Here is a 12,868-nt window from a genome sequence, read left to right as displayed (position 1 = left end):
CTCCCGGACTTGCCTTACTGTTAACATATGCATGTCCGGGAATTTTAGAAGATTTATTTTTCATCAATCACTTGATGACCTGCGGCTTTTTTCAGCCGATTCATAATAGCTTCTCCAATTCCTTCTGTCGGAAACGATTCGCTATAAATGAAATCAACATCTGTTTCGTCAAATTTTCGAAGCGTATCATATAAATGGCTTGCTACGGTATGTAAATCATGACGCGATCCGCACGCTAACACTACATCGGCATCATAAAAAGAGCGGTTTTCTTCTGTCGTTAGGACACCGACTTTTTTTCCAAGCGTACGTTGTTTATTCACAAGCGTTTGCAAAAAAGCCGGAGAGCCTTGAACAATCGCCATTGGTGATTTTGGGGCGTAATGTGTATATTTCATTCCCGGTGATTTCGGTGTTTGCCGTTCATCGGTTAGCGCGCTATCTACGAAAACATTTCCGATCACTTTCTCGAGTGCTTCCTTTGTTACACCGCCCGGACGTAAAATTGTCGGCACTTTCGTCGTACAGTCAAGAACGGTCGATTCCACTCCAATACCTGTTTCCCCGCCATCGACAATGCCAGCAATCCGTCCATTTAAGTCAGCGAACACATGCGCTGCTGTCGTTGGGCTCGGACGCCCTGATATATTGGCACTCGGCGCGGCCAATGGCAATCCGCTGGCTTCAATTAACGCAAGGGCGACTGGATGTGCTGGCATGCGCACCGCTACAGTAGGCAATCCTGCTGTTACTGGATCAGAAATCACTCCTTCTTTTTTTGGCAGAACGAGCGTAAGCGGTCCTGGCCAAAAGCGTTTTATTAACGTATGCGCCACATCAGGAATGGCAGAAACCATCTCTTCTAGCTGTTTAAGATGAGCGATGTGGACAATAAGCGGATTATCACTTGGGCGGCCTTTTGCCGCGAAAATTTTTTCCACTGCTTTTGCATCTTTCGCGTTTGCCCCCAGTCCATACACCGTTTCCGTTGGGAAAGCGACAACCTCGCCGGATTTCAATAGTTGTGCAGCCTCTTTAACCTGTGGATAAATACTTTGTTTATCAACAATATTATCCACAACCCAAATATTCGTTTCCACTCTGTTCCCCCCAACTATCGTTGCTGCTTGCTAGCAAAATAGTATAAAAATATCAACAATCTCTTCGAGAATTATATCTTAAAATGAAAAAAAGAAAAAAGTTTCGCAAAATTTATCCACAAAATGTGGATAAATGTGTTATTTTAGTGGATAAGTTTGTGGATATGTGAGTGAGTTTTACACATTTATCCACAAACTATTATGGAATCAATTGTTCAATAAGTTCTTTCACGAAAAATTTGACTTCCACAGGTTGATCATTTTCTGCTACAAACGGAGACGGCGTCGTTGCTATACTTGCCCGCTTTACTTCCTCTTCTTTTATGGTTTTTTCCTTCTTGCTGCTTTGTTCTTGCTGTTCGTCTGTTTCTACCGTTTCCTTATTCTCTCCTTGTGCAGGAGCGAACACCTCTTTTTTATTGTCATTGGCGTCGTATGGTTGCTCGTTCATTCGCACCGCATCGCTATTGCTAAAATCAAGAAAACAAAGCGGCGGAAATAAAACGCACCACCAGTTTGCTCCTTTTCCCTCGCCAAGCGTAATTAAAACAGCATCATATTGCCCGGCTGGATAAACGTAATTCCCATAAATTTTTGTCGGAAAATTGACTTTTCCGAACTGTACTTTATACGATTGATCGCTGTGTTCTTTTCGCAACACATCCGCTACAGTTTGTTCAATTTCTGGAATATGGGATCGAATCACTTGCTTTGCCTCTTGAAAAGACGTTAAATCGGCTACCCACCCATTAATTTGCGCATTCACCGCGTTGCGCACTTTTCGTTTCAACGCTTGATCTTCCGCAGAATCGCTATTGGCTAAAATCCGCAGACGGATCGCTTCGTCCGGAATAGCGACCGTCGCGTTTTCCCCCGCTTTCGTTTGATGGCCATATACATTTACCAGCACCCCGATGATTAATAGAAGTATATATAAAATAATTCCGATATTTTTTTGGTTCATTTGCTTGCACCGTCCTTTCACTTTTCATTGTGGACAGCGCAAGCAAATTTTAAACTCTATCAATCTAAAAAAATAACTTCCAGGTGGTACTGGAAGTTATTTTCCTAATGATGCATATACCATTCGGTCTTTTCCGTTAATGTCGAAAACAACTTCCACCTCTGCTTGTGGAAACGTCTGCCGCAATATTGCCGCGACCGCCTCTCCCTGCCCAGCTCCTACTTCGAACGCGACAAGCGCGCGTTCTTTTAATACGAATGGCAGCTCGCGGGCGAAACGGCGGTAAAAATCAAGGCCGTCTTTGCCGCCGGAAAGCGCCCGTAAAGGCTCATAATCTTTTACGACAGGGGAAAGCGAAGCAATTTCATTCTCCGGAATATATGGCGGATTGGAAACGACAACGTCTACTTTGCGACTGGCCTCTACAAGAGGCTGCAATAAGTCGCCGCAAATGAATGCAACATCCGCTCCAAGACGTTCCGCATTTCGCTTTGCCACTTCCAGAGCCTCGGGAGCAATATCGATGGCCGCAACGCGAAGCGATTTGTTTTCTAATGCCAGCGTAATCGCAATCGCCCCGCTTCCTGTCCCGACGTCGACCACATCGATCGTTTTATTTCCCGGGAATAATTGTGTGATTCTGGTTAGCACGCCTTCCACTAATTCCTCTGTTTCCGGGCGGGGGATCAGCACATTGCGATTGACGAGAAACGGCCGGCCGTAAAATTGTTCCAAACCGATCAGATGCTGCACCGGAACATGTTCATACACATGCTTACGAACATCTGCTTCAAATGATTGGCGCACGTTTTCATCGATTGGATCGCGCAGCCGGGCAAACAGCTGCGCTCTTGTGATTTGCAAATGGTGGCAAAGCAATAGTTCCGCGGCCCGCTCTTCTTTGCCATGTTGTTTTAAAAAAGAAGAAGCCCATGTGAGGACTTCGTAAATTTTATAGCTCATTGTTCGCTTGCTCCAATTTTTTTGATTGATCGTCTAATATCAGTGCTTCAATAATTTCATCGAGGTTGCCGTCTAACACTTGATCAAGCTTTTGAATCGTCAATCCAATGCGATGGTCGGTCACACGGTTTTGCGGGAAGTTATACGTGCGAATTCGCTCCGAACGATCCCCTGTTCCAACTGCTTGTTTGCGCGTCTGATCGTATTCCGCGCGCGCTTCTTGTTGGTATTTGTCATAAATGCGGGCGCGTAACACTTTCATTGCTTTTTCTTTGTTTTTAATTTGCGATTTTTCGTCTTGGCACGTTACGACAATTCCCGTTGGAATGTGCGTCAAACGAACCGCCGACATCGTGGTGTTCACGCTTTGTCCACCCGGTCCGCTCGATGCAAACGTATCGACGCGAATATCTTTTTCGTTAATTTCGACTTCGATTTCTTCCATTTCCGGCAAACAAGCAACCGTTGCCGTCGATGTGTGAATACGTCCGCCAGATTCCGTTTCCGGGACGCGCTGCACTCGGTGCGCGCCGTTTTCGTATTTCAGCTTGGAATACGCTCCTTTTCCGATAATCGTAAAAATAATTTCTTTATATCCTCCAAGCCCGGTCGGACTCGCTTCAATAACTTCCGTTTTCCATCCTTGCGATTCCGCATAGCGTGTATACATCCGGTACAAGTCGCCGGCAAATAGCGCCGCTTCCTCGCCGCCTGCCGCGGCACGGATTTCCATAATAACGTTTTTCTCATCGTTCGGATCTTTCGGAAGAAGAAGAATTTTCAACTTATTGACAAGCTCTTCTTCTTTTTGTTCCAACTCATCAATTTCTTCTTTCACCATTTCCCGCATTTCTGGATCAAGCTTCTCTTCTAACATCGCTTTTGCCTCATCCAGCTGCTTGCGGACCGATTTGTATTCGCGATACGTTTGTACCGTTTCTGATAAATCCGATTGCTCTTTCGAATAGTCGCGAAGTTTTTTTGGATCGTTAATGACTTCCGGATCCATGAGCAGTTGATTTAATTTTTCATAACGTTCTTCTACTGCTTCCAGACGTTCAAACACGTTTTTCACCTCTGTTTTTCGATGCACAGTCTAATTTATTATTATATCCCAAATATATGAAACAGAAAAGTGTGTATAGTATAAGAGAGTTTCACAAGCCAAATAAAATCAATATTACGAAAATTAGTCAAAATCATCGAGATTTCGTTCAATTTTAACAAAAATTCGGCAAAAAATAGGTATTGGTCATAGAAAAATCGTTTTTTTCTATTGGCATACTTTTTGCAAAGTAAATTAGCGAAACTATTTTTCAAATTTAGAAAGGGGTAGGGAGAATGAAAGCAGCGGTTGTCAATGAATTTAAGCAAAAATTAGAAATTAAAGAGGTGGAAAAACCGAAGCTAAACTATGGAGAAGTACTTATCAAAATTGAAGCTTGCGGGGTTTGCCACACCGATTTGCATGCTGCGCACGGAGACTGGCCAGTCAAGCCAAAATTGCCTTTAATTCCTGGACACGAAGGGGTAGGGATTGTTGTCGAAGTAGCAGAAGGAGTAAAATCCGTTAAAGTAGGTGACCGTGTCGGTGTCCCATGGCTATACTCCGCTTGCGGAGAATGTGAATATTGCTTGAGCGGGCAAGAAACACTTTGCCCACATCAATTAAACGGTGGATATTCCGTCGATGGGGGATATGCGGAATACTGCAAAGCACCTGCCGATTATGTCGCAAAAATCCCAGAAAATTTAGATCCAGTCGAAGTCGCGCCGATTCTCTGCGCGGGAGTAACGACATACAAAGCGCTAAAAGTGTCTAACGCCAAACCGGGAGAATGGGTAGCCATCTACGGAATCGGAGGATTAGGGCATATTGCTCTTCAATACGCGAAAGCAATGGGATTCAACGTTGTCGCGGTCGATATTAGCGATGAAAAAATAGATCTTGCCAAACAATTAGGGGCGGATATTGCTATTAATGGACTAAAAGAGGATCCAGTAGAAGCTATTCATGAAAAAGTAGGCGGAGTGCACGCTGCCATTAGCGTTGCCGTAACGAAAAAAGCGTTTGAACAAGCCTATAAATCTGTAAGACGCGGCGGATGCCTTGTTGTTGTTGGATTGCCTAACGATGAACTGCCAATCCCTATTTTCGATACGGTATTAAATGGAATTACGGTGAAAGGATCAATCGTCGGTACGAGAAAAGATATGCAAGAAGCGTTGGATTTCGCTGCGAGAGGAAAAGTACGCCCTATTGTAGAAACCGCTCCACTAGAACAAATCAATGAAGTATTTGAGAGAATGGAAAAAGGAAAAATTAACGGCCGGGTCGTTTTAACAATCGGTGTAAACCGTTAATGGAACATATGATCCACACGGGAGACGGTCTTTTTGACCGCTCCCTATTCAAAATGACATTATAGGAGGGAAAAAGCATGATTTATAGCCGCCCAGGAGAAAAAGACGCAAAAGTACAATTTAAAACAAGATATGATAATTATATTAATGGTGAATGGGTTCCGCCTATTGGAGGGCAATATTTCGAAAATGTCACCCCTGTAACTGGCGAAGTGTTTTGTGAAGTCGCTCGCTCCCAAGCAGAAGATATTGAGTTAGCGTTAGACGCTGCCCATGCTGCAAAAGAATCATGGGGAAAAACTTCTCCAGCGGAAAGAGCGTTAATTTTAAATAAAATTGCCGATCGCATTGAGGCTAATCTAGAAATGCTCGCGGTAGCTGAAACGTGGGACAATGGTAAGCCTATTCGAGAAACATTGAATGCTGACTTACCGTTATGTATTGATCATTTTCGTTACTTTGCCGGAGTTATCCGCGCCCAGGAAGGCACGATCAGCCAAATTGATGATGATACAGTAGCTTATCATTTCCATGAACCGTTAGGCGTTGTTGGACAAATTATTCCTTGGAACTTTCCGTTATTAATGGCTGCATGGAAAATCGCTCCCGCACTGGCAGCGGGCAATTGCATTGTGTTAAAACCAGCAGAGCAAACTCCTGCTTCCATTATGGTGCTGATGGAACTTATCGGTGATCTATTGCCACCAGGAGTACTAAATGTCGTTAATGGATTTGGTCTTGAAGCTGGAAAACCTCTAGCTTCGAGTTCACGTATCGCCAAAATCGCCTTTACCGGAGAAACGACAACAGGTCGGCTTATTATGCAATATGCTTCCCAAAATATCATTCCAGTTACTCTTGAGCTAGGCGGCAAATCTCCAAACATATTTTTCCCTGACGTGATGGATCAAGAAGACGAATTTTTAGACAAAGCCATTGAAGGATTTGCGATGTTTGCTCTCAACCAAGGAGAAGTATGTACATGCCCATCTCGAGCGCTCATTCATGAATCAATTTATGATGATTTTATGGAACGAGCGTTAGAGAGAGTAAAAAATATTAAAACAGGAAACCCATTAGATACTGATACAATGATGGGTGCACAAGCCTCATCCGAACAAATGGAAAAAATACTTTCTTACATTGAAATTGGTAAACAAGAAGGAGCAGAATGCCTCATCGGTGGAGAAAAAAACATTATTGAAGGATTCGAAAATGGATATTATATTAAGCCGACTGTATTTAAAGGTCATAATAAAATGAGAATCTTTCAAGAAGAAATTTTTGGACCGGTTGTATCTGTTACTACATTTAAAGATGAAAAGGAAGCATTAGAAATTGCCAATGATACATTATATGGCTTAGGCGCAGGAGTTTGGACACGAAATATTAATCTTGCCTATCGTTTTGGTAGAGGTATTCAAGCTGGTAGGGTATGGACGAATTGTTATCACTCGTATCCAGCCCATGCTGCATTTGGCGGTTATAAACTATCTGGATTTGGACGGGAAACACATAAAATGATGCTATCCCATTATCAACAAACAAAGAACTTATTGGTAAGTTACAGCCCAAAAGCCCAAGGATTTTTCTGAAAAATAAAAATAATATGTTAAAAAGGGACTGCTTTTAAATTTTATTCTTTTAAAGCAGTCCCTTTTTCTTTCAATAAATAGCGAAGCTGGCGCACCGTAATGTTTAACCGTTCTGCCGCTTCTTTTTTATCTCCTAATGTTTCCTTCAACGTTTTCCAAACGAAAAATCGTCCGATCTGCGTTTCTAAATCTTTTACGGCATCTAAAACATGTTGAAGATCAAGCCGCTCATTGTTTTCTTTCCATAATGATAAAATATAGCCGGTCCAGTTTTGCAAGTAAGATTCTAAATCCATCTCGTTGTTATTTTTAATTTCACTTGATGGAATCGAAGATATATTCGTTTCCGTTCTTATTTTTTCTGGAAGATAATCAGGAGTGATTACCATCGTTTCGCCTTCCGCCAACGTCACCGCTCTTTTTACGACGTTAAAAAGCTCTCTCACATTTCCCGGCCATGAATATTGTTTCATTTGCAAAATGGCATCGTCGGAAAAAATAAGAGTAGAATTCAGCTTTTTTAAAAAGTGCTTGATCAAAATAGGTAAATCATCTATCCGTTCTCTTAAAGGAGGAATCGTTAATTTTACTACATCTAACCGGTATAATAAGTCTTCACGAAACGTTTTCTCTTTTACCGCCTGACTGAGATTGACATGGGAAGCGGCGATAATTCTAGCATTGGTTCTACGGACGGTTTCGCCACCGACGCGAATATACTCTCCCGTTTCCAACACACGTAATAATTTTACTTGTGTAGCTAAGGATGCTTCCCCTATTTCGTCCAAAAATAATGTTCCTCTGTTCGCGATCTCGAAAATTCCTTTCTTTTCTTTCAACGCTCCCGTAAACGCCCCTTTTTCATGGCCAAACAATTCGCTTTCAAGCAGCGTTTCCGACAGCGCCCCGCAGTTGATTCCAATAAAAGGCTGGTCATAACGCATGCTTGCTTGATGAATAAAATGCGCGAGCACTTCTTTTCCCGTTCCGGTCTCTCCTTCAATTAACACGTTTACATTTTTTTTCGCAATTTTATAAGCAAGCTTGATTAAATCGTTCATTTCTTTATTCGTTCCGATAACAAAACCGAGCGCTTCCGCCAACTTATACATATCATGTTGAGACGAATGGATTTCACTATCGAGCAATTCTTCAATGATTTTTTCTAACTCATCAATATCGTCAAATGGCTTCTCAATATAATCACTTGCGCCATACTTAATTGCTTCTACCGCAGTCTTCACAGTGCTGTATCCCGTCATAATAATGACCTTGCACGATGGTTGAACGGCTTTTAACTGTTTTAACAGCTCCAACCCATTTGTGTCTGGCAGCTTTACATCAATTAAGGCAAGGTCAAATGAATATTGTTGAATTAATTTTAAAAAGTCTTTGCCGTTCCATCCTAACTTGACATGATATCCTTTTCCCTCTAACAAATGAAGGAAAAATGTACATACTTCTCGTTCATCGTCAATCACTAACACATTGGGCATTAATTGTTCACTCCCACGTTTATTGCTTTGCCGGCAGCTTTAACATAAATGTACTTCCTTTTCCAGGATGGCTTATCACCTCGATGGTCCCTCCGTGAGCTTGCGCGATTCCTAAGCTGACGGATAATCCAAGTCCCGTTCCTTTCCCTGGCCTTTTCGTTGTAAAGAAAGGATTAAAAATCTCTTGCAAGTATTGTTCTTCAATTCCTTTGCCGTTATCTTGAACCGATAAAAGAATCCACTTCTTGCCGTCTTCCGTCATCGATTTCGTTTCAATAGAAATAACTTTTTTTGGAATATCCATTTCTTCCAATGCGTCTTTTGCATTAATTAAAAGATTTAAAACAATTTGTCCGATTTGCTGAATATTTCCTTCAATCAATTCCAGTGAATGATCTAATTTTTTCTGAATGGTGATATTTTGTTTCTTAATTTGATCACCGATTAACCCTAGCACTTGCTCCACCGCTTCATTGACAGAGCAATCTTCAAACATATATTCATCCTGCCGGGAGAAAGTCAATAAATTTTGGATAATCGTTTTGCATCTCTTTCCGCACGAATAAATATCGGAAAGCAATTTGTAGGATCGATCATCTGCTGTTCTTAACAGCAATTGGGCATTGCCTAAAATAGCCGTCAATGGGTTATTCAATTCATGGGCGATTCCCGCTGCCATCTCTCCGATCGCGGCCAACTTTCCTGATTGAACTAATTGCGCTTCAATCCGGAGTTTTTCCGTAATGTCATTAATATAAATAATAATGGCATAGATGTGTTGACTTTCATTGAATACTGGATAAGCACGCAATTCACATACTCGCTTTTGAAAATGAATCTCCTGATAGACAGGCTTTTTTGTTTGAACCATTTTCAGCACGGGACTGTTATGGATGTCTAACGATAAAAGTTGATGAAAGTTTCGTTTCTCCCGTGGATATAAATGAAGTTGGAAAAAATCTTTCGCTGCGTCATTATATTTCAAAATATTTCCTTCTAAATCAACGACTAAAATCATCTCCGAAACCGCGCGAAATGTTTCCTCCCACTCTTTTTTGCTAGTGAGAACCTCGTTATAAAGACGAGCATTTTCGATGCACACGGCTAACTGGTCACAAAACTGTTGAAAGAAGGTCAAATCATCTTCGTCATATTCCATCATTTCTTTACTTCCTATACTGAACACACCGATGACTTTCCCTTTGTGAATAAGCGGGACTAACAATACACTGCGAATTCCTAAAGATTCATATACTTTATTTTCTATATAGTCTTCATAGTTTTCTTTATTGGAATCTACTTGATAAAAGATTTTTTCAAGTGATTCAACTGCTTTCCAATAAAGGGAATGCTCTTTTGACAACTCAAATCCAATCGGAAAATACAATGAGTGAGGAGGATAAACATTGGTTAAAATCAATTTTTCATTTTCATACATAGATAAACTAATTCTTTCGATTGGAAAAATCGTTTGCAGCTTATCAAAAACGTTTTTCAACATTTCATCGATGGACATATCGACATTAAAACTTTTTGTTACATCATTAATAATTTCCAACTGCATATTTTTCTTTTTGAGCTCAATCACCGTTTTCTTTAATTCGTTATAGTAACTTTTTTTCGAAGACTGAACGCCAGTTAATAAGTTAATCATTTGTTGTCGATCTTCTACTTTCATCTTTACCATGCCCTTCTAAATATTTCTTCAATATCTTCTACTGTGACATCTCGAGGATTGGTGATCATACAAGCATCATGGAGGGCGATGACACTCATATGCGGTATTTCGCCTTTTTCTAATCCTATATCGGATAATCGTTGCGGAGCGTCAATCTCCATTGATAATTGTTTTACATACTCAATCGCTTTTTTTCCCGCTTCCATGTATGACAATCCTCGAATATCAATACCAAGAAATGTCGCGATATCCGCAAATTTTTTCGGGGTGGCCAATAGATTATATTCCATCACATATGGAAGTAAAATAGAATTGATATCACCATGAAGAACGGGATACTTTCCTCCGACCGCATGCGACATAGCATGCACCGCGCCTAAAATGGCGTTAGAAAACGCAAGGCCAGCCTGCAAACTAGCCATTGCCATATGTGTCTTCGCTTCTTTGTTTATTTTTGAAGCAACAGATGGACGCAAATATTCTGATACTAAAGAAATAGCGTTTTTTGCTTGAACATCGGTTAATGGGGTTGCGGCTAAACTTACGTATGATTCAATGCCATGCGTTAAAACATCTAAGCCGGTTGAAGCAGTTAAACGGGCGCTTTTTGTCGATAATGTTTCTGGATCAATAATTGCAATATCTGGAATAAGTGATCTTGAAATAATCGTCATCTTTTTTTGCCCTAACGTATCTACGATTACTGAAAATTGCGACACTTCAGAACCTGATCCAGCCGTTGTAGGAATCATCACTTGTGGAGGCAATGGGTTTCTGATTTTGTCCACCCCTTCATAATCGTGAATCTTTCCTCCATTGGTGGCCAAAATGGCAATGGCCTTCGCCACATCTAAAGGACTTCCTCCACCAATTCCTATGATCGCATCACATTCATTTTCTATATAAACTTTGCATCCTTTTTCCACTTCGATATCTTTTGGATTAATCGTTACATCGTGAAATATCGTGTATTTTAAATTCGCCTGTTTGCAACTTTTTACGGCAACATCTAACCATCCGGCTTCGATCACTCCCGGGTCACTGACAATTAAAACGTTAGTTGCTCCAAGCCGCAAACAGCTTTCCCCTACATGCTCAATAGCACCATTCCCAAAAATGATCTCCGGCATCACGAATTTATGAATATTCATATTACCCACCTAACCAAAAAGTTGTCAAAGTCATCTAAAGGACATTTTATTCGACACCATTATGTATATTCCTACATTCAATTATATCAATTTAGGTGTATTCTCGACATATAATAAATTGGATACCTCTTTTCCGTCGAATTTAGCCAAATTTTTCTTTTTTACTCAAAAACGTATAAAAAAGCATAACTAACCATCAAATTACAATATTTGATGAAGAAAAAGATCCATCTTCTTCTCAGAAGATGAATCCTTAATCTAAACGCACATGAATATCGTACGTCGGAATGGCTTTTGTGAGCAACTGATGAATCCGTTTCTGTTCTTTTTGCCGTTTTTCCTCTGACATCGAGGAAGGAACGTGAACCGTCACGTACATATTGTTTCCGTTCATCCAAACAGACCCTAATTCATAATCGGTATATGTCTCGATGACTTGTACGGCTTTCCTAACATCGGCGCGATCATTTCCACTGTTGTCTGTGGTGTTGATGAAATTCGGATTTTGCCGTGTTTTTTCCGGGTCGTCAAAGTTGTTATATAAATAGCGGTCATAATCGCTTTTCGCTTTATCATCGGTCATTAGCTTCGTGCCATTTTTGTCTTCGCTTTGTTCGTGGTAAGAAGCATGATTTGGATTCATCGAACAAGCGGAAAGAACCATAGCAAAACCTAACAGCAGCAAGTTTCTCATCATTTGTCGCCTCCCTGCTGTTAGGTTTTCCCGCATTCCCAAAAATATAGATGGTAGGATTCACCGTTTAACGGGCGAAATGATGGTTTGTTTTATCCGTTTTCCTCGGTTTGCCGGGAACTTCATGATGGTGGCGGCAGCGCGGTTCGTATGATTCGCTTGCCCCTACTAAAATAACAGGGTCATAATAAGACGCTGGAACGCCATTAATAAGCCGCTGCGTCCGGCTTGCAGGGGAACCGCATACCGTGCATACCGCTTGCAGTTTTGTGACTGATTCGGCAATCGCCATTAACGTTGGTACAGGTCCAAACGGTTCGCCACGGAAATCTTGGTCCAATCCCGCGACAATGACGCGATAGCCGCGGTCTGCCAGCGTCTGCACGACATCGATAATGTCATCGGAAAAAAACTGCACTTCGTCGATAGCAATAACGTCTGTTTTTTCTGAAATATGCTCAAAAATTTCTTTCGGCGAGGAAACAGGAATGGCGATCAACGAATTGCCGTTATGCGACACAACCGCTTCGTCGCTATAACGATTATCAATGGTCGGTTTAAATACTTTCACTTCTTGTTTGGCAAATGTCGCGCGACGAACGCGGCGGATCAATTCTTCTGATTTTCCGGAAAACATGCTTCCGCAAATGACCTCAAGCCAGCCGGACTGCTTCATAATATACATGAAATGCCTCTCCCTTCGTTCTCATCTGCCGGCGTATGTATGTTTTATTGTACCTTGTTTGCCCGTGAACTACCCCCACTTAATTTTCTAGCGAAAATTTGAAGTGGGGGGCTTCCAAAGAAGTTTGACTGCTTCAAGCAATCCTTATTCTTTGAGGCGTGTCCACTTCGCCGCTAGA

The 12,868-nt window shown here is 41.4% G+C and carries 11 protein-coding genes; 2 read left to right on the top strand and 9 right to left on the bottom strand.

The window, feature by feature from the left end:
* Window positions 1–53: 53 nt before the first annotated feature.
* From DCC82_RS03020 to prfA, 4 genes are all read right to left on the bottom strand, one after another.
* On the bottom strand, window positions 54–1,100 hold the full coding sequence (locus tag DCC82_RS03020; protein WP_015865325.1) for an L-threonylcarbamoyladenylate synthase: 1,047 nt from the start codon (window positions 1,098–1,100) through the stop codon (window positions 54–56).
* Between the two features lie 199 nt (window positions 1,101–1,299).
* Window positions 1,300–2,064: a stage II sporulation protein R gene (gene spoIIR / locus DCC82_RS03015; RefSeq protein ID WP_108430231.1), complete on the bottom strand. Its 765-nt coding sequence runs from the start codon at window positions 2,062–2,064 to the stop codon at window positions 1,300–1,302.
* 96 nt (window positions 2,065–2,160) lie between these two features.
* Window positions 2,161–3,027, bottom strand: coding sequence for a peptide chain release factor N(5)-glutamine methyltransferase (gene prmC / locus DCC82_RS03010; RefSeq protein ID WP_015865327.1), 867 nt, complete (start codon window positions 3,025–3,027; stop codon window positions 2,161–2,163).
* The gene (gene prfA, locus DCC82_RS03005) at window positions 3,017–4,093 is read right to left on the bottom strand and encodes a peptide chain release factor 1 (protein WP_015865328.1); all 1,077 of its coding nucleotides are present in this window, start codon (window positions 4,091–4,093) and stop codon (window positions 3,017–3,019) included. Before prfA ends, prmC begins: the two co-directional genes overlap by 11 nt.
* 275 nt (window positions 4,094–4,368) lie before the next feature.
* Between prfA and adhP the strand changes: the two genes are divergently transcribed.
* Window positions 4,369–5,391 carry an alcohol dehydrogenase AdhP gene (gene adhP / locus DCC82_RS03000; protein WP_062678137.1) on the top strand — a complete coding sequence of 341 codons (1,023 nt, stop codon included), beginning with the start codon at window positions 4,369–4,371 and terminating at the stop codon, window positions 5,389–5,391.
* Between the two features lie 77 nt (window positions 5,392–5,468).
* Window positions 5,469–6,986 (top strand): aldehyde dehydrogenase, encoded by a 1,518-nt coding sequence (adh, locus tag DCC82_RS02995; RefSeq protein ID WP_097354002.1) that lies wholly within the window; start codon window positions 5,469–5,471, stop codon window positions 6,984–6,986.
* 41 nt (window positions 6,987–7,027) lie between these two features.
* Here adh and DCC82_RS02990 read toward each other — a convergent pair whose 3' ends face one another.
* From DCC82_RS02990 to DCC82_RS02970, 5 genes are all read right to left on the bottom strand, one after another.
* Window positions 7,028–8,482, bottom strand: coding sequence for a sigma-54-dependent transcriptional regulator (locus DCC82_RS02990; RefSeq protein WP_097354001.1), 1,455 nt, complete (start codon window positions 8,480–8,482; stop codon window positions 7,028–7,030).
* 19 nt (window positions 8,483–8,501) lie between these two features.
* The gene (locus DCC82_RS02985) at window positions 8,502–10,160 is read right to left on the bottom strand and encodes a sensor histidine kinase (RefSeq protein ID WP_108430230.1); all 1,659 of its coding nucleotides are present in this window, start codon (window positions 10,158–10,160) and stop codon (window positions 8,502–8,504) included.
* Between the two features lie 2 nt (window positions 10,161–10,162).
* A complete protein-coding gene (locus DCC82_RS02980; RefSeq protein WP_108430229.1) occupies window positions 10,163–11,311 on the bottom strand; it encodes an iron-containing alcohol dehydrogenase in 1,149 nt (382 codons plus the stop codon).
* Window positions 11,312–11,564: 253 nt separating this feature from the next.
* Window positions 11,565–12,008, bottom strand: coding sequence for a hypothetical protein (locus DCC82_RS02975; RefSeq protein ID WP_233252909.1), 444 nt, complete (start codon window positions 12,006–12,008; stop codon window positions 11,565–11,567).
* Window positions 12,009–12,072: 64 nt separating this feature from the next.
* Complete coding sequence (locus DCC82_RS02970; protein ID WP_108430228.1) at window positions 12,073–12,690, bottom strand: thymidine kinase; 618 nt, start codon at window positions 12,688–12,690, stop codon at window positions 12,073–12,075.
* Between the last annotated feature and the right edge of the window lie 178 nt (window positions 12,691–12,868).

The organism is Geobacillus sp. LYN3 (assembly GCF_003064505.1).
GTDB classification, from domain to species: Bacteria; Bacillota; Bacilli; order Bacillales; family Anoxybacillaceae; genus Parageobacillus_B; species Parageobacillus_B toebii.
This window is presented reverse-complemented; position numbering and strand designations above follow the sequence as displayed.